Origin of the sequence: Nonomuraea sp. B19D2, assembly GCF_040137845.1 — a bacterium.
In the GTDB taxonomy this organism is placed as follows: Bacteria; Actinomycetota; Actinomycetes; order Streptosporangiales; family Streptosporangiaceae; genus Nonomuraea.
Window position 1 is genome coordinate 445557 of sequence record NZ_JBEFAK010000003.1, and the last position, 23393, is coordinate 468949.

A 23393-nucleotide genomic window follows, 5' to 3' on the forward strand; every position below is an offset into this window, starting at 1 on the left:
AGTAGTGGTCGGCTCAGTCAGAGACCGGGCGCGCCCCAGACCGGGAACCAGCGGCTGAGGTCCTTCTCCAGCGGCAGCTCGCCCTCGAGGACGCCTCTGACCTGGAGTTCGAGCGCGTTGTCCCGCCGCTGCCCGGAAAGCGGGGCGAACGGGTAGAACGTCCCGCGCTTGTAGAGGTACACGATCGCCAGCCGCCTGTCGTCGTCCTGACCGGCGAAGGACACCAGCGAGCAGAGCAGGGAGGGTCCGAACCCGGCCGACTCCAGCGACGAGTTGACCGCGTGCAGCTCGGTGACCAGGTCGCCGAGCTGGTCGGGCGAGCGGCGCACCAGGAGCCAGGTGTAACCGTAGGAGTCGTGCGACTCCTCGACGCGCTCGCCGAGCAGCGCCTTGACGTCGCGTTCGAGCGTGGCGAACGCGCCGCCCTCCGCGGCCCTGAACGCCACCGAGCCGCGGCCGGTGGGCACGAGCCCGGTCGCGGCCTGCAGCGTCACGGCGGCGGACGGCAGCGCGAACAGCGCGTCGAGGTTGGGTTTGGCCGGTTTCGACCGGCCCAGCAGCGCGTCGAGCCAGCTCATCGGGGTTCAGCCCCTTCCGAGCTGCTTGGAGATGTTCGCCAGCTGCTCCAGCCGCCGGTCGAGCGACGGGTGGGTGGAGAACAGGTTCGCCAGCGACTCGCCCGGGCGGGCCGCCGGGGCGAAGTAGAAGGCGTTGAACGGCGCCGCCTCGCGCAGGTCCTGGGTCGGGATCCTGGCCATGTCGCCGCTGATCCTCACCAGCGCGCTGGCCAGGGCGGACGGGCGTTGCGTGAGCAGCGCGCCCGCGCGGTCGGCCGACAGCTCCCGGTAGCGCGACAGGGCACGGGTGAGCAGGAAGCTGATGGCGTACACGGCGACGGAGACGAGCAGGATGATCAGGCCGACGGGCACGCCGCCCTGGTTGCCGTTGCGGCGGCCCCCGAGGCCCGTGTAGAGGGCGAACCTGGTCATGAGTCCCGCCACGATGCCCAGGAACGAGGCGACGGTCATGACGGCGACGTCGCGGTGCGCGACGTGCGACAACTCGTGTGCGAGCACGCCTTCGAGCTCCTGAGGCTCCAGGCGGCGCAGGATGCCGGTCGTCACGCAGACGACGGCGTTCTTCTGGTTGCGGCCGGTGGCGAACGCATTGGGGACGTCGGATTCCGCGATCGCCACCCGCGGCTTGGGCATGTCGGCGAGCGCGCACAGCCGGTCGATCAGGCCGTGCAACTCGGGGGCCTCCTGCGGCGAGACCTCCCGCCCGTGCATCGCGAACAGCGCGATGCGGTCGGACAGGAAGTACTGCACGAACAGCAGACCCCCAGCTATCACCAGCACGGTCAGCGCCCGCACGCCGAGTGCGATCAGGACGCCGACGAACACGACATAGAGCAACCCGAGCAGGAACATCGTCACGGCCATGCGAGTGGTCAACCCGCGGTCGGACGCGAACCGCGTGCCCATGGGGATCAGCCCGGGATGAGGCCCTGGTCGCCCAGCATCTCCCGGACCTCCTCGATCGAGGCGTCCGCGGGGGGAAGGATCAGCTCTGACGGCTCAAGGCTGTCGTCGGGAAGCGCCTTGCCCACCTGGCGCACCTTGTCGAGCAGCGCGTGCAGCTTGGCGCGGAAGACCGGCTCGTCGCCGACCTCGATGGCCGCCTCGAGCTCGGTGTCGAGCTCGTTGAGCACCGCGATGTCGTCGGCGGAGATCTCCACCTGGCCCTCGCCCATGATCCTGACAATCATGCCGGCTCCCCGGGCTGGCGAAGCTGCTGGGTGTGGCTCTGACCGTGCTGCTGCGGCTGCGCCTGGGGCTGGGCCTGCTGCTGCGGCTGGCCCTGCTCGATGGCGCTCTGCGGCGCGGGGCCCTGGCCCAGCTCGGCCTTCATCCTGGCCAGCTCCAGCTCGACGTCCATGCCGCCGCCCATGCGGTCGAGCTCGGCCTGGATGTCGTCGCCGCGGGTGCCGGTGAAGTCGTCGAGCGCGCCGCTGGCCAGCAGCTCGTCGATCGCGCCCGCACGGGCCTGCATCTGCGCCGTCTTGTCCTCGGCACGCTGGATCGCCAGGCCGACGTCGCCCATCTCCTCGGAGATGCCGGAGAACGCCTCGTTGATGCGGGTCTGCGCCTCGGCGGCGGTGTAGGTGGCCTTGATCGTCTCCTTCTTCGTACGGAAGGCGTCGACCTTGGCCTGCAGCCGCTGGGAAGCCGTGGTCAGCTTCTCCTCCTCGGCCTGCAGATTGTCGTGCTGCAGCTTGAGGTCGGCCATCTGCGTCTGCAGATTGGCGCGCCGCTGCAGCGCCTCGCGGGCCAGGTCCTCGCGCCCCACGGACAGCGCCTTGCGGCCCTGCTCCTCGTAGCGCTGGGCCTGCTTCTCGAGGCCGGTCATCTGGAGCTCCACCCTCTTGCGCGACGTGGCGACGTCGGCAACGCCCCTGCGCACCTTCTGCAGCAGCTCGAGCTGCCGCTGATAGGAGTAGTCAAGGGTCTCGCGTGGATCCTCCATCTTGTCCAGGGCCTTGTTGGCCTTGGACTTGAAGATCATCGAAAGTCTCTTCATCACGCTCATGCGCGTCGGCCGTCCCCTTCTAGGTCGTGCTGGTGTTCACCCAATGCAGCGCAGCCGCCTTGGGATTACCCTACGCATAACGCACGAGGGCGTCACTAAGTTGCAGTCCAGGTAGGGTTGACGTCGTGTTGCGACGCCGTTCCCAAACCTCCGTGGACGACACCCCCGTCCCCGATGACGATCCTAAGCCCCAAGGTAAAGGTCGTCCCACACCCAAGCGCCGTGAGCAGGAAAGCAGGCGGCGCCAGCCGGTCCATGCGCCCAAAGACCGCAAAGAGGCCTATCGCCAAATGCGGACCAAGCAGGCCGCCGAGCGCGACAGGGCCCGCAAGGGCATGCTGGCAGGCGAGGAGAAGTATCTTCCCGTTCGCGACAAGGGCCCGGCGCGCAAGTTCGCGCGTAACTGGGTCGACTCGCGGCGGCTGCCGAGCCAGTATTTCCTGCCTTTCTCGCTGCTGATCCTGCTGGCGACGTGGATTCCGTGGCCGATGACGATCCGCGCCCAGGTGCTGGGCTACGTGGTCACCATCGGGTGGCCGATCATGATGATCGGCGTGCTGTTCACCTCGGTCTACGTGGCCTGGAAGGTGAAGCGGGAGGTGGCGGCGAAGCTGCCCGACGAGAGCCTCAGGGGCGTGGGCTTCTACGCGGCGATGCGGGCCCTGCAGATCCGCAAGCTCCGCTTCCCGCCGCCCACGGTGCTGCCGGGCGGCAAGCCGGTGCCGCCGAAGAAATAGCCGCACCGGGAAATAGCCGCACCGGCCTTCACGGGCTGCCGTCCCCGACGTCGTCCCAGCGCAGCACCCCTCGCTGGACGGCGGGCCGCCAGCCGTCGACCGCCCTGCCGTGCTCCAGGGCGTCGGCGACGGCCCGCAGCAGCGCGTACGTGGACTGCAGGCGAGGCCCCATGCCGGAGATCGTGTCGTCCCACCCGACGGCACCCCCGGTGGAGTCGACCACGGCGTACTCCATGTTCTCCGAGTCACGCTCGGCGAAATGGAGGAACGGGATCATCCGGCCGTTCCAGTATTCGACGGCGGGATCGCTCCCGAGGTCGGTGCGCTCCCAGGAGCAGAGCCGGCGCCAGGTGTCCCTGATCTGGCGGACGCCGAGAGCGTCGGCGCCGTCGTACCAGAAGCCGAAGACCGACCGTCCCCGCGAGCCGTTGTGGCGCAGGAGTGAGGCTCTCAGGTCGTCGGGGAAGTCCACGCCCATCTGCGACTCGGCGATCGCGATCGTGCGCGCCCTGCCAGGTCCGGCGAGAGTCCGGTACGTCCTGGGCGCGTTCGCCCTCAGCCACCGCTCGATCCGCCGCCACTGCCGGTCCACGGCCCGCTTGACCTCAGGGTCGATCGGCCGCACGGTGACCGGGCGCCGGACGGGCGAGCAGTTGGGGTCGGGGATCTCGGCCGGCGGCCGGCTGGGGACGGCGGTGGCGACCGGCGGCGGGGTGCTCGTGGCGGGCGGTCCGGTGGCGGGAGTGGGCGAGCGCTCTGTCCCAGCCGGGAGCGCCGCCTGCCCGGCCTGGTAGGCGCGCCACTCCGACGCGGCCGCCTCCTGCGACTCCGTAGGGATCAGGGCGGCCCCCAGCGTCAGCGCCACGATCCCGGCAATGGCGGCCCACACCAGGCCCATCCGCCTGCTCCCTGCCAGTCGCGGCGCCGGGGGCGGTGAAGGCTGCTTGTCGGGCATCTGGGCGCGCCGGCGCAGCCGAACCGCTATCGCGGTCAGGATGGCCGCCGTCAGCGCCAGCCGTACGAGCTTCAGCACGTCGCGCACCCTATCCCGAAACCGATCACCACATGGGTCGGCATTAAAGTCAGACCCATGGAATTCCGACACCTCGGTCGCAGCGGTCTCAAAGTAAGCGAGATCAGTTACGGAAACTGGCTGACCCACGGCTCCCAGGTCGAGGAGGATGCCGCCAAGCTGTGCGTGCAGGCGGCGCTCGACGAGGGCATCACCACGTTCGACACCGCGGACGTCTACGCGGCGACGAAGGCCGAGGAGGTGCTCGGCCGCGCGCTGAAGGGCGTGCGCAGGGAGTCGCTGGAGATCTTCACCAAGGTCTACTGGCCGACCGGCCCCGGCCAGAACGACCGCGGCCTGTCACGCAAGCACATCACCGAGTCCATCAACGGCTCGCTGCGCCGCCTCCAGACCGACTACGTCGACCTGTACCAGGCGCACCGCTTCGACTACGAGACGCCGCTCGAGGAGACGCTCAAGACGTTCGACGACCTCGTACGCCAGGGCAAGGTCCTCTACATCGGCGTCAGCGAGTGGAACGCCGACCAGATCGCCCAGGCCCTGAAGATCGCCGACGAGATGGGCTTCGACCGGATCGTCTCGAACCAGCCCCAGTACTCGATGCTGTGGCGGATCATCGAGGGCGAGATCGTGCCACTGAGCGAGAAGGAGGGCGTGGGCCAGATCGTCTGGTCGCCGATCGGCCAGGGCGTGCTCACGGGCAAGTACCTGCCCGGGCAGCAGCCGCCCGAGGGCTCGCGGGCGACCGACAAGAGCGGCAGCGCCATGATCGCCCGGTTCATGAACGACGACGTCCTGACCCGCGTCCAGGAGCTCAAGCCGATCGCCGCCGACCTCGGCCTGAGCATGGCGCAGCTGGCCATCGCCTGGGTGCTGCAGAACCCGAACGTCTCCAGCGCCATCGTCGGCGCCAGCCGGCCCGAGCAGGTGCGCGACAACGTGAAGGCGTCGGGCGTCAAGCTGGACGCCGACGTGCTCAAGCGGATCGACGACGTGCTCGGCCCGGTCGTGGAGCGCGACCCGGCCAAGACGCAGAGCCCGCGTACCCGCCCGTAACCCGTATCCAGACAAAAACCCCTTGAGCCACAATGGCGCTCAAGGGGTTTTTCAATTACCCGGACTCACTCGGGGCGCAATGACAATCCCGTGTACTCCACGCGGTCCTCATCGAGCAACGCCACCTGCTCGACTCCGGATTCGAGCAGGTCACGCCAGTTCTCACCGAGCCAGGACTCCGCATCCGCCTGGCTCGGGAAAACTTCTCGCGGCAAAGGGCGATCCGTCACCTCACCACCATTTGCATTTTCATAACGCCACCGCCATGTCATGCCATACGCTCCTTTTCCGCGGGTCCGCCTGTGCACCCTCCGCAGGCACTGGAACCCTACTCCCGAGTTCGGAGGTCAATCGATGCTGCGCGCGTATCGTGTTGCGGCCGGAGCCGCCCTCGGGGCCGCATTACTTCCTTTCCCCCACTCCGCCCCTGCTGATCCGTCTGCCACACGCTCCATGTGCGCGCGCCCCTGCCGCTGACCTGGAACGTTCCAGCGGCGACGGCCGGACCGGAACCCGGCCGTGGGCGGAACGTGCGGCGGTTTGTACGCTCGGCGCGGTGAAAATCCTTCTCTCCGGCACGGCAGGCGGTACGGGGTGGCCGGAGCCCGGGTGCCGGTGCGCCTCGTGCGCCGGGCTCCCGTCCGGCAATCGGCGCCCGCTCGAGCTGATCGTGGATGGCGTGGTCCGGTTCCCGTACGGCGACCTGCCGGCCGGGTACCGGTCCTGCGCCGGCGGGCTGGGGCTGGTCTGCCCCGGCGGTTCCCGGCTGCTCTGCCTCCCGCCCGGCCACGCGGTCCCCGCGGACGGCCCTCCCCGATACGACATCGTGCTGATCGACCTGCTCGACCGGCCGGAACGGCTCGGGGAGCTGCGGCGGGCCGGGCTGGTGGACGACCGGACCCTGGTGGTGGCCGTCGGGCTGGATCACCGGGTCCGCTCGGCGGAGGAACTGGCCAGGCGGCTGCGGTTGTGGGGCGCGCTCGCCGTTCCCGACGGGACGGAGTTGGAGGTCGGGCCCGGCCGGCCAGCACCCGCCCTCCCGGAGGGTGGGGCGCCGTGGCGGGCGCTGTTGCTGGGCGGCTCGCGGTCGGGGAAGTCGGCCGAGGCGGAGCTGCGGCTGGCGGCCGAGCCGTACGTCACTTATGTCGCCACAGGACCGGGCGGCGCGGGCGACGACGAGTGGGCGGCGCGGGTGCGGGCGCATCGGGAGCGGCGGCCCGCGCACTGGGCCACCGTCGAGACCACCGACCTCGCCGCGGCCATCCGGAACGCCTCCACACCGCTGCTGGTCGACGGGCTCGGGACATGGCTGGCGGCGGTGTTCGACGAGCACGGGGCCTGGGAGGGGGACCGCGCCCCGGTCGGTGAGCGCTGCGACGCGCTCGTGGCGGCGTGGCGGCAGGCGCCGGTGCGGATCGTGGCGGTGTCCGACGAGGTCGGGATGGGCGTGGTGCCCGCCACGGCCAGCGGGCGGGCGTTCAGGGACGCGCTCGGACGCCTCAACGAACGCCTCGCCGCGGAATCCGAATACGTGGCGCTGGTGGTCGCCGGACGCCTTCTCGAGCTGTGAGCGGCCAGGGGGCGCGGGACGCTCGCCCGGGCTGGGGCGAGCCGGGAGCGGTCAGGGGCGGACGGCTCTGGCGTACCAGCGGCCGTCGAGGCGGTCCACGTGCAGGGGGCGGCCGAAGCAGTCGGAGAGGTGGGCGGGGGTGAGCACGTCGTCCACCGGGCCTGCGGCCAGCACCCTGGCGTCCCGCATGAGCATGGCGTGCGTGGTCGTCGCGGGCACCTCCTCCAGGTGGTGGGTGACCGTCACGGTGGTGAGGACGGGCCGGGTCGTGGCCAGGTCTTCGACGGCGCTGATCAGGTCTTCCCTGGCCGGCAGGTCCAGCCCCGCGAACGGCTCGTCGAGCAGCAGCACCGCCGGGTCCGCCATCAGCGACCTGGCCACCCTGATCCTGGCCCGCTCGCCCTGCGAGCAGACCCGGAACGGCCGGTCCGCGAGGTCCTTGCACCCCAGGTCGGCCAGCAGCCGGTTGGCCCTGTCCCGCTCGGCGTCGCCGTACTTGTCCCAGAGCGGAACGCTCGTCCCCGTGTGCCCGGTGAGCACCACGGTGTGCGCGGTCGCCCCCTCCTGCTCCATCAGCTCCTCGTCGATCAGCCGCTGGCTGGCCGCGACGAGGCCGATGTGGCGGCGCAGCCCCCGCATGTCCACCCGGCCGAGCCTGTGGCCGAGCACCTTGACCGTGCCCTCGCTGGGATGCCGTACGGCGCCCGCGAGCGAGAGCAGCGTCGTCTTGCCCGCGCCGTTGGGGCCGAGGATCACCCAGTGGTCGCCGTAGTCCACCTGCCAATCGACGCCGTCCAGCAGCGACTTTCCGACAACTCGGACACCTACGCCTTCGAGTTCAACCACGTGCATCCCGCCACACTAGTGGGCCTAGGATCGTCGGCCATGCGCCTTGGGCACGGGCTGTGGCTCGCGATCGGCACGCTCAGCATCTTCCCGGCACGGGTCGTGCGGGTGGATCGGGAGGTCGCGGGGCACGCGATGGCACTGGCTCCGGCAGTCGGGCTCGCGCTCGGCCTCGTCGCCGGGCTGCCGCTGCTCCTGCCCGGTCCGCCGCTGCTGCTGGCGGCGCTGGCGGTCGGGCTGCTGGCCGTGCTGACCCGCGGGCTGCATCTGGACGGGCTCGCCGACCTGGCCGACGGGCTGGGCAGCGGCAAGCCCGCCGCTGACGCGCTCGACATCATGAAGAAGTCGGACATCGGGCCGTTCGGGGTGATGACCCTGGTGTTGACGCTGGCCATCCAGGTCGCCGCGGTGGCCGATGTCGGGTTCGCGCCGTTCGTGACGGCCTGCGTGGCCGGGCGGCTGGCGCTGACGTGGGCCTGCCGGGCGGGCGTCCCCGCCGCACGCCCCGACGGGCTCGGAGCGATGGTCGCGGGTACGGTACGCCGCCCCGCCGTCTGGCTCGTCACCCTGGTCACCCTGCTCGGCGTCGCCGCGCTCGCCCTGGGCGTCGTCTTCTCGAACAGCGAGCCGGTGGCGTGGGGCGTGATCCTGCTGCCGCTCGGCCTGCTCGCCGGGCTGGGCGCCGCCCTGCTGCTGCTCCGGCACGCGCGGCGGCGCCTCGGCGGGATCACGGGTGACGTGCTGGGCGCGCTCGTGGAGACCGCCACGGCCGCGGCGCTGGTGGTGTACGCGACAGCCGGCTGAGCGCGTGCCCGATCAGGCGGCCGGTTGCGCCCGGCGTACCGGAGAGAAGCGGAGCAGGGCCGCGCCGGCCAGTGCCAGCAGGCCCCAGCCGACGAGGCCGGTCACGCCGACCAGCACCTCGTTCGGCGGCGCGGCGGCGTCACCGAGCAGCAGCGCGGGCGGGGCGACCGCGTTCAGTGAGCCGTGGGCCACGACGGACGGCCACACGCTGCCCGTACGCAGCCGCAGCCACCCGATCAGCACCCCGAACAGCACGCAGAAGCCGATGAAGAACAGCGCCGACCAGGAGCCGAGGCGCGGGTAGTTGTAGCCCAGCAGGGTGAGGGGGGCGTGCCAGACGCCCCAGATGGCGCCGGTGAAGACCAGCCCGGCGAGCATGCCGTTCGAGGAGACGAGCCGGGGCAGCAGCCAGCCGCGCCAGCCCCACTCCTCCCCCAGTGCCGGGATCGCGTTCAGCACGGGCCCGGCGACGACCGCCACCACGATCTGGAGCACGGCCACCGTGCCGAGGTCGGCGGGCGCCTGCACGCCCTGCGCCCGCAGTGCGGATCTGAGCAAGCTGAGCTGGTCGAGGTCCAGCGAGACCAGCCCGGCGGCGGCGCTGAGCCCCATCGCGAGGAACGCCAGCAGCGGCACCCCGAGCCAGGTGACGACCAGCAGCACGGCCGTGCGCTTCTTGCGGTCGCCGAAGGTGAGCCCGGTCTGCCTGGCCCACTCGCGGAACGGCGTGCGTGAGACGGCCCACACTCCGAGCACGCCGGCCGTGGGCGTGAACATCATGAGCGTGGCCACCCAGGCCAGCTGCGGCGAGGCCAGTCCGTCGCCGAGCCAGAGGGGCAGGGCCACCGCCCACGACAGCCCGAAGGCCAGGACGATGAAGATGAGGAGAGGTCGTTTCATTGGTCCACTCGCTCCGCGATGAGGGCGTTGATGAGGGATGCGCCGCGTTCGGCGTCGTCGACGCCGATCTCGAGCCGGCGGGGATTCATGGCAGCTCCTCCAGGATGGTGATGAGGTCCTCGCGGCCGTAGCCGTACTTCCTGGCCTCCTCCAGCAGCTCGCGCGCCCGCTGCGCGAGCAGGGCGCGGCCGTCCGCCCGCCCCGCCACGCTGACCCCCCGGCCCCGCCTGAACTCCAGCAGCCCCTCGTCCCGGAGGTCGCGCAGCGCGCGCAGCACGGTGTTGGAGTTGATGCCGAGATCCTGGGCCAGATCGCGGGCCGGGGGCAGGCGGTCGCCGGGGCGGTACGACCCCTCCCCGATGGCGCGGCGGATGGCGCCGGCCACCTGCTCGTGCAGGGGCCGCGCGTCGTTCAGGTCCAGCGTCAGCAACATGGTGCTAATGACACTAGCACCATCGCACATGCTGTCTATTGGTAGGATGAACCCCTGTTTGTGAGTACGTAGAAGACCTGGATAGCATCGGTTTACGTGACCACTGTGCGGCTGAACTCAGCAGATCCAGTCTCCTTTGACACCGACGCGTTGATCGTCGGCTTCAGGTCAGGCCAGGAAGGCCCACGGGCCGCCGCGGGCGCCGAGTCCCTCGACGCCGCCTTCGGCGGCAAGCTCGCCGACTCCCTCAAGGCCGTCGCCTTCTCCGGCAAGGCAGGCGAGCTCGCCAAACTGCCCACGTTCGGCGCCATCGCCGCCCCGCTGCTGGTCGCGGTCGGTCTGGGCGACTCCCCCGACACCGAGGGGCTGCGCCGCGCCGCCGGCGCCGCCGTACGGTCCCTCGCCGGCACCGCCAGGGCCGCGCTCGCCCTGCCCGCCGACACCCCGGAGGAGGCCGAGGCCGTGGCGCTCGGCGCGCTGCTCGGCGCGTACGCCTTCTCCCGCTACCGCACGAACGGCGAGCAGAAGGCGCCGGTCGCCGAGCTCACCGTGGTCTCAGGCCAGGCCGGCGCCGTCGCCGGGCGCGCCGGCGTCCTGGCCGACTCGGTCGCCCTGGTGCGCGACCTGGTCAACACGCCTCCCTCCCACCTGTGGCCGGCCAAGTTCGCCGAGATCGCCGAGCAGGAGGGCAACAAGGTCGGGCTGACCGTCGAGGTGCTCGACGACAAGCAGCTCAAGGACGGCGGCTACGGCGGCCTCATCGGCGTCGGCCAGGGCTCGGCCAACCCGCCGCGCCTGGTCCGCCTCGCCTACACCCACCCGGAGGCCGGCAAGCGGCTGGCGTTCGTGGGCAAGGGCATCACGTTCGACTCCGGCGGCCTGTCGCTCAAGCCGTCGGCCTCGATGGACTGGATGAAGTCCGACATGGGCGGCGCGGGCGCGGTGCTCGGCGCCATGATCGGCATCGCCAGGCTCGGCCTGCCGGTGAACGCCGTCGGCTACCTCTGCCTGGCGGAAAACCTGCCGAGCGGCACCGCGCAGCGCCCCTCCGACGTCATCCACAGCTACAGCGGCAAGACGGTCGAGGTGCTCGACACCGACGCCGAGGGCCGCCTGGTGCTCATGGACGGCATCGCCAGGGCCGCCGAGGACCAGCCCGACCTGATCGTCGACGTGGCGACCCTCACGGGCGCGCAGATCGTCGCGCTCGGCTGGCGCACGGCCGGAGTCATGTCCAACGACGACGACATCAGGCAGCTGGTCGTCGAGGCCGCCGGCGCCGCAGGCGAGGGGGCGTGGGGCATGCCCCTGCCCGAGGAGCTGCGCAAGGGCCTCGACTCACCGGTCGCCGACATCGCCAACCTCCAGCCCGAGCGTTGGGGCAGCATGCTGGCGGCGGGCATCTTCCTGAAGGAGTTCGTGCCCGAGGGCGTGCGCTGGGCCCACATCGACATGGCCGGCCCCGCCTTCAACAAGGGCGAGCCGTACGGTTACACCCCGAAGGGCGGCACGGGCGCCATCACCCGCACTCTCATCGGACTCGCAGAGCGGCACGCGAGCATCTGAAACAAATGAAAAGATGACGGCATCACGAACACCCCGACAAGGAGCCTTCCTGTGGCCTATGACATCGTCGTCCTAGGTGGCGGCAGCGGCGGTTACGCCTGCGCGCTTCGGGCGGCTGAGCTGGGCAAGTCGGTCGCGCTGATCGAAAAGGACAAGATCGGCGGCACCTGCCTCCACAGGGGATGCATCCCCACGAAGGCCCTGCTCCACTCCGCCGAGGTCGCCGACGAGACCCGCGAGAGCGAGTCGTTCGGCGTCAAGGCGCGCTTCGACGGCATCGACGTGCAGGGCGTGCACGCGTTCAAGGACAAGATCGTGACGCGGGCCTGGAAGGGCGTGCAGGGCCTGCTCAAGGGCGCGGGCGTGACGATCGTCGAGGGCGAGGGCCGCATGGTCGGCCCCAACCGCGTCCAGGTCGGCTCGGAGGTCTACGAGGGCCGCAACCTCGTCCTCGCCACCGGCTCGGCGCCCAAGACGCTGCCGGGCCTGGAGATCGACGGCGAGCGCGTCATCACCAGCGAGCACACGCTCAAGATGGACCGCGTGCCCACCTCCGTCATCGTGCTGGGCGGCGGCGTGATCGGCGTCGAGCTGGCCAGCGTCTACCGCTCGTTCGGGGCCGAGGTCACGATCGTCGAGGCGCTGCCGCATCTGCTGCCGACCGAGGAGGAGTCCAGCTCCAAGCTGCTGGAGCGGGCCTTCCGCCGCCGCGGCATCAAGTACGAGCTGGGCGTCTTCTTCGACGGCGCCAAGACCACCGAGACGGGCGTGGTCGTCACGCTGGCCAACGGCAAGACCCTCGACGCCGAGCTGCTGCTCGTCGCGGTCGGGCGGGGCGCGGTGTCGGCGGGCATGGGCTTCGAGGAGCAGGGCGTCGCCATCGAGCGCGGCGCGGTGGTGGTCGACGAGCACTGCCAGACCTCCGTGCCCGGCGTCTACGCCATCGGTGACCTGATCCCGACCCTGCAGCTCGCGCACGCGGGGTTCGCGGAGGGGATCATGGTGGCCGAGCACATCGCCGGCCTCAACCCGCCGCCCATCGACTACGCGGGCGTGCCGCGCATCACCTACTCCGACCCCGAGGTGGCCTCCGTCGGGATCACCTCGGCGCAGGCGGCCGAGCGCGGCATCGAGATCGTCGAACAGGTCTACGACCTCGCGGGAAACCCGAAGAGCCAGATTCTCGGCACTTCGGGCGCCGTGAAGGTCATCGCCCAGAAGGACGGCCCGGTCGTCGGTGTCCACATGGTGGGCCGGCGCATCGGCGAGCTCGTCACGGAAGGGCAGCTGATCTACAACTGGGAGGCGCTGCCCGCAGAGGTCGCCCAGCTCATCCACGCACACCCGACCCAGTCCGAGGCCATGGGTGAGGCGATGCTGGCCCTGGCCGGCAAGCCGCTGCACGTACACAACTAGTCCAAGCCCTCGAGATCAGAACGCGAGAGAAGATAACGATGCCGGTCTCCGTACAGATGCCCCAGCTCGGCGAGAGCGTGACCGAGGGCACCGTAACCCGTTGGCTGAAGAAGGAGGGCGAGCGCGTCGAAGCCGACGAGCCGCTCCTCGAAGTGTCGACCGACAAGGTGGACACCGAGATCCCGTCGCCCTCCGCGGGTGTCCTCACCAAGATCGTCGTGGCCGAGGACGAGACGGTGGAGGTCGGAGCCGAGCTCGCCGTCATCGACGAGAAGGCCGAGGCGGGCGCCGCCGCCCCGGCCCCCGAGGCCGCCCCCGCGCCGGTTGCGCAGCCGGAGCCCGAGCCCGAGCCCGCGCCGGCTCCCCCGGTCTCCTCGATCCCGCAGCCCGCTCCGGCTCCGGCCCCCGCGCCGGCGCCCGCTCCCGCGCCTGCCCCGGCTCCCGCCGCGCAGGCCGCTCCCCCGGTCGCGGAGCCCTCGCCGCTGCCGTCGGGTGAGAGCCCGTACGTGACGCCGCTGGTGCGCAAGCTGGCCAACGAGCACGGTGTCGACCTCGACTCGATCACCGGCACCGGCGTCGGCGGCCGCATCCGCAAGCAGGACGTGCTGGAGGCCGCCAAGGCGCAGCGCGAGAAGGCCGCCGCGGCCCAGGCCGCTCCGGTGCCGGCTCCGGCGCCCGCCGCTCAGCCCGCTCCCGCCGCCGCTCCGGCCGCGCAGGCTCCGGTCGCCGCGGCGCCCGAGCCCGTGGAGGTCGACACGACGCTGCGTGGCCGTACGGAGAAGATGACGCGGCTGCGCCAGACGATGTCCAAGCGGCTGGTCGAGTCGCTGCAGACGGCGGCCCAGCTCACCACGGTGGTCGAGGTCGACGTCACCAAGATCGCGCGGCTGCGTGAGCAGGCCAAGGCCGACTTCCTGCGCCGCGAGGGCGTCAAGCTGTCGTTCATGCCGTTCTTCGAGATGGCCGCCGTCGAGGCGCTCAAGCAGCACCCGAAGCTCAACGCGACGATCAACAACGAGACCATGGAGGTCACGTACTTCGACGTCGAGCACCTGGGCATCGCGGTCGACACCGAGCGCGGGCTGATCGCGGCGGTCATCAAGAACGCCGGCGACCTCAACCTCGCCGGGCTGGCCCGCAAGACGGCCGACCTGGCGGAGCGCACGCGCGCCAACAAGGTGACGCCGGACGAGATCACGGGCGGCACCTTCACGCTGACCAACACCGGCAGCCGCGGGGCCCTGTTCGACACCCCGATCCTCAACCAGCCGCAGGTCGGCATGCTGGGGACCGGTTCCGTCGTGAAGCGGCCCGTGGTGATCGACACGCCTGAGGGCGAGGTCATCGCGGTGCGGTCGATGGTGTACCTGGCGCTGACGTACGACCACCGCCTGGTGGACGGTGCGGACGCGGCCCGCTTCCTGACGACGGTCAAGCGCCGTCTGGAGGAGGGACGCTTCGAGGCCCAGCTCGGTCTCGCGTAGCCACTGGCTCGCCCGGCCGGGCGGCTCCCTTTTCCGGGGCCGCCCGGCCTTTCGCTTTCCTGGGACGTCGAGGCCGGGGCCGGCGACACGCGCCCACGGTGGTCGCGCGCTGTGGCGCGATGCCGTGCGACGCGCCCCGTTCGGTGGCGGTGGTCGTGCGATGCGCGCCATCGTGCCGCGCGACACGGGCGGGCGCATCGACGGCGCATCGGCGGGCGGGCGGCGGGGCGGCGTAGTGTGGCGTTATGGCGATCATCGTGACGGGCTCGTCGGGGTTGCTCGGGTCGGCGCTGGTGCGGGCGTTGCGGGACGAGGGGCGCGAGGTCGTCAGGCTGGTACGGCGAGAGCCGCGCGCGGCCGACGAGGCGTACTGGCAGCCGAGCAGCCAGGAGATCGACCAGGCCGCGCTCGACGGCGCGCAGGCCGTGGTGCACCTGGCCGGGGCGTCGATCGGGGGCAGGCGGTGGAGCGAGGCGTACAAGCGGGAGCTCCTGGCCAGCCGGGTCCAGAGCACCAAGGTCCTCGTCGACGCGATCGCCGGGCTGTCCGGCAAGCCGGAGGTGCTCATGTCGGCGTCAGGGGTCGACTTCTACGGCGACACCGGCGACCGGGTGATCGACGAGAGCCAGGGAAAGGGCACCGGCTTCCTGTCGGACATGTGCGAACAATGGGAGGGCGAGGCCAGGCGGGCGGGTGAGGCCGGCGTCAGGACGGTGCTGATGCGCTCCGGGCTGGTGCTGAGCAGGGAGGGCGGGATGCTCGAGCGGGTGGTGCCGATCTTCAGGATCGGGCTGGGAGCGCCGCTCGGGTCGGGGAAGCAGTACTGGTCGTGGATCAGCGTGGACGACTGGGTCGGGGCGGCGGTGCATGTGCTGAAAAATCGTGACATTACCGGGCCAGTCAATTTCACCTCCCCATCGCCCGTCACCAACGCCGAGTTCACCCGCGCACTCGGAAAAGCCCTGCGTAAGGGCACGATGCCGATCCCGGTGCCGGCCTTCGCGCTGTCCGCGGGGCTCGGCGAGTTCGCGCGGGAGGCACTGCTGCCCAGTCACCGCCTCCAGCCGAAGAAGCTGCTCGACACCGGCTACGGGTTCGCCCATACCCGCCTCGACGAGGCGCTGAGCGCCGTACTCTAGGGAGCCGTGCGTCCTTCAACAGGTGGGAGAATCTTGACATGAGCCGGTCAGGACAGTCACACATCCTCGCCATCGGGGGCGGATCGTTCCGCCCGAGCAGGCGCTACAGCTTCATCGAGGCCAGCCCGCTGCTGCGCTACGGCCTCGACCTCACGGGACAGGACCGGCCGAAGCTCGGGCTGCTCGCCACCGCGACAGGCGACTCCGACGAGTGGCTGCTCAAGATGTACGGCGCCTTCGCGGGGTGGGACGTCGAGCTGAGCCACCTGACGGTGTTCCCCATGCCCAATGTCGAAGATCCGCAGGCCTGGATCCTCGAGCAGGACATGATCTACGTCAGCGGCGGCAGCGTGGCCAACCTGATGGCGTTGTGGCGGCTGCACGGCTACGACGAGGCCTTCGAGGAGGCGTGGCGGTCCGGGGTGGTGCTGTCCGGGCAGAGCGCGGGCGCGCTGTGCTGGCACGTGGGCGGCAACACCGACTCCTTCGGTCCCGACCTGCGCGTGTGGGCCGAGGGCCTCGGCTTCCTGCCCTACTCGTGCGGCGTCCACTACGACTCCGACCCGCAGCGCCGCCGGCTGCTGCAGGAGTCGGTGGCGAGCGGCGAGCTGCCCAGCGGGTACGCCGCCGACGAGGGCGTGGGGCTCCACTACGTGGGCACGGAGTTCATCCAGGCGGTGACCGTCGAGCCGGGCGGCTACGCCTACCGGGTGGAGAGCGACGGGGCAGGCGGCGTCAAGGAGTTCAGGATCGAGCCACGACTCTTGACCCCCTGATTACCCTTCGCGGGTGAGGGAACGGCACAATAGGCTCATGCGCCCCATCCACGGGGACGATCCCCACGCACTCGCCATCGTCCGCCTCGGTGTCGACGTCCCCTACGAGCAGGCCTGGTCGTTGCAGCGCTGGGTGCACGGCAAGCGGGTCGCCGGAGAGCTGACCGACACCGTTCTGATCCTCGAGCACGCCCCCGTCTACACCGCGGGCAAGCGCACCGCCCCGCATGAGCGCCCCGCCGACGGCACCCCGGTCATCGACGTCGACCGGGGTGGCCGCCTCACCTGGCACGGTCCCGGGCAGCTCGTGGCCTATCCGATCGTCGCCGTCACCGACGTGGTCACCTACGCCTGCCGCCTCGAAGAGGCCATGATCCAGATCTGCGCCGACTTCGGCGTCACGGCGAGACGCGTGCGGGGGCGCGGCGGCGTCTGGGCGGTCGGCGACGCCACCCTGGGGCTGCCCGACCGTCAGCTCGGCGCGGTCGGCCTGCGCGTCGCGCGCGGCGTCACCATGCACGGCTTCGCGCTCAACTGCGCCAACGACCCCCGCTGGTTCAACCGCATCGCGCCGTGCGGCCTCCCCGACGTGGGCGTCTCCTCGCTGTCGGCGGAGACGGGCCGTCGCATCGTGGTCGAGGAGGTCATGCCGATCGCGGAGAAGCGGCTGGCCGAGGCGCTGGGCATGGAGTCGTACGAACTCCACGAAGAGGACCTTCTCCGCAGATGACCGGCTCGGCACGTGCGAGTCGGAACGCGTCGACGAGGAACTGCTCGGCCACTACACGCGGGCCATCCGCGGATTCGGCCTCATCTCCTGACCCAGGAACAGGCCGGTTTCCGGGGAGACGTAAGCTGAGTGGGTGACCGTTGCTCCTGAAGGCCGAAAGCTCCTCCGCCTGGAGGTGCGTAACGCCGAAACCCCTATCGAGCGCAAGCCCCCGTGGATCAAGACCAAGCTGAAGACGGGCCCCGAATACACCGAGCTGAAATCGCTCGTGCGCCGGGAGGGCCTGCACACGGTCTGTGAAGAGGCGGGCTGTCCCAATATCTACGAGTGCTGGGAAGACCGCGAGGCGACCTTCCTCATCGGCGGCGACCAGTGCACGCGCCGCTGCGACTTCTGCCAGATCGACACGGGCAAGCCGAAGGAGTACGACCGCGACGAGCCGCGCAGAGTGGCCGAGTCCGTCCAGCAGATGGGCTTGAAGTACGCGACCGTGACCGGCGTCGCCCGCGACGACCTGCCCGACGGCGGGGCCTGGCTCTACGCCGAGACGGCGCGCCAGATCCACGGGCTGCTGCCCGGCTGCGGCGTCGAGCTGCTGGTGCCCGACTTCAACGGCAACCGCGACCAGCTGGAGGAGGTCTTCTCCAGCAAGCCCGAGGTGTTCGCCCACAACGTCGAGACGGTGCCGCGGATCTTCAAGCGGATCCGTCCCGCGTTCCGGTACGAGCGGTCGCTCGCGGTGATCACGATGGCCCGCGAGGCCGGGCTGGTCACCAAGTCCAACCTGATCCTGGGCATGGGCGAGACGCGTGAGGAGGTCGTCTCGGCCATGCGCGACCTGCACGCCGCGGGCACCGACCTGCTGACCATCACCCAATACCTGCGGCCCACGCCGCGCCACCACCCGGTGGACCGGTGGGTGAAGCCGGAGGAGTTCGTGGAGCTGCAGGCGGAGGCGGAGGCCATCGGGTTCGCCGGTGTGCTCTCCGGGCCGCTCGTGCGCTCGTCGTACCGCGCCGGCCGCCTCTACCAGCAGGCCATCCAGGCCCGCCAGACGGCCTGACCACCACCCGCCAGCCCCGGGACCCGCCACACGCGGTCCTGGGGCTGCTTCATGCGGGGCCTCGCCCGGCTAGGCGACAGTGCTGAAGATGGCCGTGCCGGGGATGTGGCGGCCACGCAGCGGGCTCCAGCCGCCCCACACCCGTTCGTGCCCCTCCGGCCACTCGGGCTCCAGCAGCCCCGTGACGGTCAGCCCGGAGGTCACCAGCAGGTTCACCCAGTCGGCCATGGTGCGGTGGTGCTCGACGTAGGTGACCGTGCCGTTCTCGTCCCGTTCCGCGTAGGGGGAGCGGTCGAAGTAGGACCGGTCGGAGGTCAGCCCGCGCGGCCCCGGGTCGTCGGGGAACGCCCACCGGATCGGGTGGCTCACCGAGAACACGAACCGGCCGCCCGGCCTGAGCACCCTGCGCACCTCGCGGAACACCGCGAGCGGGTCGGCCACGAACGGCAGCGCGCCGAACGCCGAGCAGGCCACGTCGAAGGCGTCGTCGGCGAACGGCAGCGACTCGGCGTCGGCCTGCACCACGGGCACGTGCAGCCCGGTGTCGAGGTCGATGCGCTGGGCGTGGCGCAGCTGCCGGTGAGAGATGTCGAACGCGGCCACCCGCGCCCCTTGAGTCACCAGCCACCGCGCGCACTGCGCCGCGCCGCAGCCGATCTCCAGCACGCGCCGGCCGCGCACCTCGCCGAGGAGGCGCGCGTCGGCCTCGTCCACGCCCTCGGGGCACCAGACGAACCCCGTGTCACGCAGGAACTCGCCGTGTTCGACCTGGTAGTCGTCGGCGTTGCCGTCCCACCACCAGCGGTTGGCCCGCGACGAACTCGACAGCACTAGCGCATCTTGGGGCCGCGCGGCATGCGGGCGCCCTTGGGCATCGGGCCCTTGGGCATCGGCATGTTCTTCGGCAGCGAGCGCAGGCGGTCCTTCACCTCGTTGACCGCGGGCTTCTTCAGGTTGCGCGGCAGCTTCATCAGGTGGCGCTGCAGCTTGCCGAGCGGCACCTGCCCCTCGCCGTCACCGCACTGGATGTCGTAGATCTCGATGCCCAGCACCACGCGCGCGACCCGCTTCTTCTCGGCCGCCAGCATCTTCGCCACCCGGTTGCCGGGCCCCTCCGACACCAGCACGACGCCGGGATAGCCGACCACGAGGTGGACGAGGTCCTGGTCGCGGTTGACCGCGATGGCCGGGGTGACCTGCCAGTTGCCGCGCATGCCCTGCAGCACCGCCGCCGCGGCGCCGGTCTGGCCGTGCAGGATCGAGTATTGGGCCTTCTGGGCGAGCTGCCCGAACACCACCAACCCGACCGTGAGCGCGGCCAGCACGCCGATGAACAGCGAATACCACAAGTAGTCCGTGACCAGGCCGATCACGACGACCACCGCCAGCGTGCCCACCGCAGAGAGGAAGACGAGGGGCATCCCCTTGGGGTTGGCCTGCTTGATGATCTGCGCGATCATGCGGAGCTGCTTGATGCGCCCCGGCTTCTCTGGTTCCTCGGACTTTGCCATGCTCTGAAGGATACAAACCAACTGGTGCGGTACGGAAAACGCGACCCGGCCATTTCTCGCGCGGCTTACACCTTTACGGTAGCCGACAGACGAGGATCGCCCACGCTGGGGCCCGCCTCGACCGCGTACTCGCCCTCGACCGTCCGCCAGCCGCCGTCCCAGACCTGGAAGGCCCGCTCCGGCAGGAAGATCGTGGTGAGCACGGTCTCCCCCGGCGCGGCCTCGACCACGTCGAACCCGGCCAGCACCCCGGAGACGTACACCTGCACGACCTCGCGGCCCGCACGATCGCCGGTGTTGGTGACGGCCACAGTGACGGCAGCCGCCCCGCTCGTCCCCTCGGCCGCGATCGAGTCGTACGACCAGGTCGTGTAGCCCAGGCCGTGCCCGAACCAGAACGCGGGCGCGCGCCCCGACCGCTCCCAAGCCCGGTACCCGATCGACACCCCCTCCTCGTACGCCACCACACCGTCCACCGGCGTCACGTTCACCACGGGAGCGTCCTGCAGCCGCCGCGGCCACGTCGTGGGCAGCCGCCCGCCCGGCTCGGCGTCCCCGAACAGCACGTCCGCGAGCGCCGCCCCCGCCTCCTGCCCGGGGAACCAGGTGAGCAGCACGGCCGCCACCTCCTCGGTCCACCGCATCTCGACCGGCGAGCCCGCGTTGACGACCACGACGGTGCGCGGGTTGGCCGCGGCGACCGCGCGGATCAGCTCGTCCTGCCGTCCGGGCAGCCTGAGGTCCCTGCGGTCGAAGCCCTCGCTCTCCACCTCCGGCGTGGTCGCGGCCACGACCACCGCCACGTCGCACTCCGCCGCCACCCGCACGGCCTCGGCCAGCAGCGCCTCCTCGCCCGGGCTCGGATCCGCGTGGCCGACCGTGAACGACACGAACGCCATGCCGCCGAACGCCCCCGCCGGGTGCGTCACGACCACCTCGTACGGCTCCCCGGCGGTCATGGGCAGGCTCACCCGCCGCTCGGGCGGTGACAGGAACGCCGCGGCCGGGTCGTCACCGTCCGCCTCGAGGGCCTCGTCGAAGACGGTCTCGCCGTTCACGACGACGGTGAAGGCCCCCACCCCGGCGACGGACAGCTGATGCTCACCCGAAATGTCCGGCGTGTACGTGGTGCGCAGCCGGACCGCCTTCAGCCGGTCGCCGTCCACGCCGGGCGGCAGCTGGCCGATCCACCGCGCCTCGGCGGCGGCCAGCGGCTGCTCGGCCAGCGCCGTGCCCTCCGCGTCGAGGAACGTGGCCGTGACCGGGCCGGGGAGCGGCGACAGGCGGATCCGGGGGTCGGTGCCGAGCGCGTACCGGACCTCGGCCCGCTCGGCCAGGCCCTGCAGCGGCGAGACGATCCTGTCGGGGAAGACCTGCGCGCTCCCGCCGCCCATGATGCGGGCCTCCGCGGCGGCCGCCCCGATCACGGCGACCGTCCGGACCTGCCGGAACGGCAGGATGCCGTCGTTGGTCAGCAGGGTGAAGCCGCGCGTGGCCACTTCGCGGGCCAGCGCCACCCCGTCGACGCGCTCCCCGGCGGGAGGCGGCGCAGAGTGCGGTTCTGGGCCGCGCAGGGCGCCGACGCGCTGGGCCAGGCGCAGGATGCGGCGCACCCGATCGTCCACGACCGACTCCGGCACGCGGCCCTCCCGCACGGCCGCCGCCAGCTTCTCGCCCCATGGGCCGGACGGGCCGGGCATCGCCACGTCGGTGCCGCCCATGGCGGCGGCCTCGGTCGTACGCAGCGCCGTCCAGTCCGACACCACGAACCCGTCGAACCCCCATTCGTCCTTCAGCACCCCGTTCACCAGCTCGGCGTGCTCGGTCATGGTGGTGCCGTTCACGGAGTTGTAGGCCGTCATGAGGCCCCACGCTCCCGCCCGCACCACCCGCTCGAACGGCCGCAGGTACGCCTCCCGCAGGGCCTTCTCGCTCACCTGGACGTCCGCGGTGAAGCGGTCGGTCTCGAAGTCGTTGGCCACGAAGTGCTTGGGCGTGGTGGCGACGCCGCCCTCCTGGACGCCCTCGACGTAGGCCGCGCCGATCTCCCCCGTCAGGTACGGATCCTCGGAGAAGCACTCGAAATGGCGGCCTCCGAGCGGCGAGCGGTGCAGGTTGATCGTGGGCGCGAGGAGCACGTGCACGCCCTTGCGCCTGGCCTCCTGCGCCAGCAGCGCGCCGGCCCGCCGCACCAGGTCCACATCCCACGTGGCGGCCAGCGCGGTCGGGCTCGGCAGCGCGATCGACGGGTCGGCCGAGCTCCACTGCTCCCCGCGTACGCCGATCGGGCCGTCACTCATGACGAGCCGGTCGAGGCCGATCTCGGGCAGCGGCGGGAGCGACCACATGTCGGCCCCGGTGAGCAGGCGGATCTTGGTGCTGAGGTCAAGCCTGGCGATGAGTTCGTCGAAGTCCACCACCGCAGTCTTCACCAGGTCGCCGGACGTCCGGAAGACCGGACCGTACGTCGTTGGCGGCGCGACTCAGGCGGCGACGAAGAACTCCAGGAGCTCGGGGACCAGCGCCTCGGGGGCCACGTTGTGGGCCTGGTCCTCCAGCACCCGCCGCACCGCGCCGGGCACCGCCTCCGCGACCGCCAGCCCCGCGTCGGACATCCAGCCGGGGCTGTCCTCGCCGTTGAGCACGAGCGTCGGCTGCCTGACCGCGGCCAGCCGCTCGGCGGGCAGCGCGTTGCCCGGCCCCAGCACGGCGGCCTCGTAGGCGAGGGTGTGGGCCAGCGCCTCGAGCTCCGGCCAGGACGGCTGCGCGCGCATCGCGGCCACCGCCTCCGGGGGCGCCTCGGCCGCCTCCACCAGGAACCGCTCCACCGCCTCCCCCCGCCTGCCCGCCCTCACCAGCGCGTCGAGCTGCGCCGCGAAGTCGTCCGGCAGCGGGGGCGCGCTGTCGTCCACGTGGTACGGGGGCTCCCACAGGGCGAGCTTGGAGATCGCCGGGTTGCGTACCGCGGCCTCCAGCGCCAGCGCGGCTCCCGACGAGCCGCCGAACACCATGGCCGACCCGCCCGCCGCCCCGATGACGGCGGCCAGGTCCTCGATCTCCCGCTCGACGGCGTACGGCGGGGTGTTCCCGCTGTCGCCTCGCCCCCTGCGGTCGTAGTCGTACACCGTGAACCACGGCGCCAGGCCGGCCGCCACACCGGCCAGCGTGGCATGCCCCCTGGCCGTGAACGCGCCGTGGACCAGGACGACCGCCGGTCCCGCGCCGTAGCGGTCGAAGGCGATGACGGTGCCGTCCGCGGAGGTCGCCTTGCCGCTCATCCGGCCGGCTGCACCAGGCACAGCGCCTCCCAGTGGTGCCCGTCGAGGTCGGCGAAACCGCGCTGGTACCTGATGCCGTCCTCCTGCTTGACCCCGGCAGGGGTGGCCCCGGCCGCCATCGCCTTGTCCACCAGCTCGTCCACCTGGGCGGGGTTCTCCATGCCCAGCACCAGGATCGCCTCCGTGCTCTTGCCCGCGTCGGGGATCTCCTTGGTGATGTACGAGCTGAACGTCGGCTCGGTCAGCAGCATGACCTGCGTCTCCTCGCTGATGACCACCGACGCCATCTCCTCGCCCATGCCGAACAGGTTGAAGCCGAGTTCGGTGAAGAACTTCTTCGACCGCTCGAGATCCTTGACCGGCAGGTTGACGAACAGCTGCATTTCCTCATCCCTTCCTTCGATGTGCCTTCAGTCTGCCGATGGAAGGGGTCGCCGGTCTTGGATCTGGGTGCCAGGCGGA

The 23393-nt window shown here is 71.2% G+C and carries 25 protein-coding genes; 11 read left to right on the top strand and 14 right to left on the bottom strand.

Going from position 1 to position 23393, the window contains the following annotated elements; translation table 11 throughout:
- Positions 1 to 17: 17 nt before the first annotated feature.
- From pspAB to ABN273_RS08730, 4 genes are read right to left on the bottom strand one after another with little or no spacing between them, the layout of a single operon-like run.
- Entirely contained in the window at positions 18 to 578 is a 561-nt protein-coding gene (gene pspAB / locus ABN273_RS08715) for a PspA-associated protein PspAB (RefSeq protein WP_349448134.1), read from the bottom strand.
- 6 nt (positions 579 to 584) lie between these two features.
- Complete coding sequence (htpX, locus tag ABN273_RS08720; RefSeq protein ID WP_349448135.1) at positions 585 to 1484, bottom strand: zinc metalloprotease HtpX; 900 nt, start codon at positions 1482 to 1484, stop codon at positions 585 to 587.
- Between the two features lie 5 nt (positions 1485 to 1489).
- A complete protein-coding gene (gene pspAA, locus ABN273_RS08725) occupies positions 1490 to 1768 on the bottom strand; it encodes a PspA-associated protein PspAA (protein ID WP_349448136.1) in 279 nt (92 codons plus the stop codon).
- Positions 1765 to 2589 (bottom strand): PspA/IM30 family protein, encoded by an 825-nt coding sequence (locus ABN273_RS08730; RefSeq protein ID WP_349448137.1) that lies wholly within the window; start codon positions 2587 to 2589, stop codon positions 1765 to 1767. Before ABN273_RS08730 ends, pspAA begins: the two co-directional genes overlap by 4 nt.
- Positions 2590 to 2741: 152 nt before the next feature.
- Between ABN273_RS08730 and ABN273_RS08735 the strand changes: the two genes are divergently transcribed.
- Complete coding sequence (locus ABN273_RS08735) at positions 2742 to 3326, top strand: DUF3043 domain-containing protein (protein ID WP_349448138.1); 585 nt, start codon at positions 2742 to 2744, stop codon at positions 3324 to 3326.
- Between the two features lie 28 nt (positions 3327 to 3354).
- Here the strand turns inward: ABN273_RS08735 and ABN273_RS08740 are convergent, their stop codons facing one another.
- Positions 3355 to 4359 (bottom strand): SMI1/KNR4 family protein, encoded by a 1005-nt coding sequence (locus ABN273_RS08740; RefSeq protein ID WP_349448139.1) that lies wholly within the window; start codon positions 4357 to 4359, stop codon positions 3355 to 3357.
- Positions 4360 to 4416: 57 nt separating this feature from the next.
- On the opposite strand from ABN273_RS08740, the gene ABN273_RS08745 reads away from it, so the two are divergent.
- Positions 4417 to 5415 carry an aldo/keto reductase family protein gene (locus ABN273_RS08745; protein WP_349448140.1) on the top strand — a complete coding sequence of 333 codons (999 nt, stop codon included), beginning with the start codon at positions 4417 to 4419 and terminating at the stop codon, positions 5413 to 5415.
- 65 nt (positions 5416 to 5480) lie between these two features.
- Here the strand turns inward: ABN273_RS08745 and ABN273_RS08750 are convergent, their stop codons facing one another.
- Complete coding sequence (locus ABN273_RS08750) at positions 5481 to 5687, bottom strand: hypothetical protein (RefSeq protein ID WP_225273734.1); 207 nt, start codon at positions 5685 to 5687, stop codon at positions 5481 to 5483.
- A gap of 284 nt (positions 5688 to 5971) precedes the next feature.
- Here ABN273_RS08750 and ABN273_RS08755 point away from each other — a divergent pair, with 284 nt between their 5' ends.
- On the top strand, positions 5972 to 6985 hold the full coding sequence (locus ABN273_RS08755; protein ID WP_349448141.1) for a bifunctional adenosylcobinamide kinase/adenosylcobinamide-phosphate guanylyltransferase: 1014 nt from the start codon (positions 5972 to 5974) through the stop codon (positions 6983 to 6985).
- Positions 6986 to 7036: 51 nt separating this feature from the next.
- Here ABN273_RS08755 and ABN273_RS08760 read toward each other — a convergent pair whose 3' ends face one another.
- Complete coding sequence (locus ABN273_RS08760; protein ID WP_349448142.1) at positions 7037 to 7837, bottom strand: ABC transporter ATP-binding protein; 801 nt, start codon at positions 7835 to 7837, stop codon at positions 7037 to 7039.
- Positions 7838 to 7870: 33 nt separating this feature from the next.
- Between ABN273_RS08760 and ABN273_RS08765 the strand changes: the two genes are divergently transcribed.
- Complete coding sequence (locus tag ABN273_RS08765) at positions 7871 to 8635, top strand: adenosylcobinamide-GDP ribazoletransferase (protein ID WP_349448143.1); 765 nt, start codon at positions 7871 to 7873, stop codon at positions 8633 to 8635.
- A 12-nt stretch (positions 8636 to 8647) separates the two neighbouring features.
- On the opposite strand, the gene ABN273_RS08770 is transcribed toward ABN273_RS08765, so the two are convergent.
- Entirely contained in the window at positions 8648 to 9535 is an 888-nt protein-coding gene (locus tag ABN273_RS08770; RefSeq protein WP_349448144.1) for a CPBP family intramembrane glutamic endopeptidase, read from the bottom strand.
- A gap of 85 nt (positions 9536 to 9620) precedes the next feature.
- Positions 9621 to 9968, bottom strand: a complete 348-nt coding sequence (locus ABN273_RS08775) for a GntR family transcriptional regulator (RefSeq protein WP_349448145.1) — start codon at positions 9966 to 9968, stop codon at positions 9621 to 9623.
- A gap of 96 nt (positions 9969 to 10064) precedes the next feature.
- On the opposite strand from ABN273_RS08775, the gene ABN273_RS08780 reads away from it, so the two are divergent.
- From ABN273_RS08780 to lipA, 7 genes are all read left to right on the top strand, one after another.
- Complete coding sequence (locus ABN273_RS08780; protein WP_349448146.1) at positions 10065 to 11534, top strand: leucyl aminopeptidase; 1470 nt, start codon at positions 10065 to 10067, stop codon at positions 11532 to 11534.
- A gap of 51 nt (positions 11535 to 11585) precedes the next feature.
- Complete coding sequence (gene lpdA, locus ABN273_RS08785) at positions 11586 to 12950, top strand: dihydrolipoyl dehydrogenase (protein WP_349448147.1); 1365 nt, start codon at positions 11586 to 11588, stop codon at positions 12948 to 12950.
- 38 nt (positions 12951 to 12988) lie between these two features.
- Positions 12989 to 14434, top strand: coding sequence for a 2-oxoglutarate dehydrogenase, E2 component, dihydrolipoamide succinyltransferase (gene sucB, locus ABN273_RS08790; protein WP_349448148.1), 1446 nt, complete (start codon positions 12989 to 12991; stop codon positions 14432 to 14434).
- 245 nt (positions 14435 to 14679) lie between these two features.
- A complete protein-coding gene (locus ABN273_RS08795; RefSeq protein ID WP_349448149.1) occupies positions 14680 to 15573 on the top strand; it encodes a TIGR01777 family oxidoreductase in 894 nt (297 codons plus the stop codon).
- Between the two features lie 38 nt (positions 15574 to 15611).
- Positions 15612 to 16349, top strand: a complete 738-nt coding sequence (locus ABN273_RS08800; RefSeq protein WP_349448150.1) for a Type 1 glutamine amidotransferase-like domain-containing protein — start codon at positions 15612 to 15614, stop codon at positions 16347 to 16349.
- Between the two features lie 37 nt (positions 16350 to 16386).
- Entirely contained in the window at positions 16387 to 17079 is a 693-nt protein-coding gene (gene lipB / locus ABN273_RS08805) for a lipoyl(octanoyl) transferase LipB (protein ID WP_349448151.1), read from the top strand.
- A gap of 133 nt (positions 17080 to 17212) precedes the next feature.
- On the top strand, positions 17213 to 18142 hold the full coding sequence (gene lipA / locus ABN273_RS08810; protein WP_349448152.1) for a lipoyl synthase: 930 nt from the start codon (positions 17213 to 17215) through the stop codon (positions 18140 to 18142).
- A gap of 69 nt (positions 18143 to 18211) precedes the next feature.
- Here the strand turns inward: lipA and ABN273_RS08815 are convergent, their stop codons facing one another.
- The 5 genes from ABN273_RS08815 to ABN273_RS08835 all read right to left on the bottom strand — a co-directional run bounded on the left by ABN273_RS08815 (position 18212) and on the right by ABN273_RS08835 (position 23314).
- Positions 18212 to 18973, bottom strand: coding sequence for a class I SAM-dependent methyltransferase (locus tag ABN273_RS08815; protein ID WP_349448153.1), 762 nt, complete (start codon positions 18971 to 18973; stop codon positions 18212 to 18214).
- Positions 18973 to 19653: a DUF4191 domain-containing protein gene (locus ABN273_RS08820; protein ID WP_349448154.1), complete on the bottom strand. Its 681-nt coding sequence runs from the start codon at positions 19651 to 19653 to the stop codon at positions 18973 to 18975. The genes ABN273_RS08815 and ABN273_RS08820 overlap by 1 nt, the downstream gene beginning before the upstream one ends.
- Before the next feature lie 65 nt (positions 19654 to 19718).
- Positions 19719 to 22070, bottom strand: a complete 2352-nt coding sequence (locus ABN273_RS08825) for a beta-glucosidase (protein ID WP_349448155.1) — start codon at positions 22068 to 22070, stop codon at positions 19719 to 19721.
- 66 nt (positions 22071 to 22136) lie between these two features.
- Positions 22137 to 22952 carry an alpha/beta fold hydrolase gene (locus tag ABN273_RS08830; protein ID WP_349448156.1) on the bottom strand — a complete coding sequence of 272 codons (816 nt, stop codon included), beginning with the start codon at positions 22950 to 22952 and terminating at the stop codon, positions 22137 to 22139.
- Complete coding sequence (locus ABN273_RS08835) at positions 22928 to 23314, bottom strand: VOC family protein (protein WP_349448157.1); 387 nt, start codon at positions 23312 to 23314, stop codon at positions 22928 to 22930. Before ABN273_RS08835 ends, ABN273_RS08830 begins: the two co-directional genes overlap by 25 nt.
- Positions 23315 to 23393: the final 79 nt, after the last annotated feature.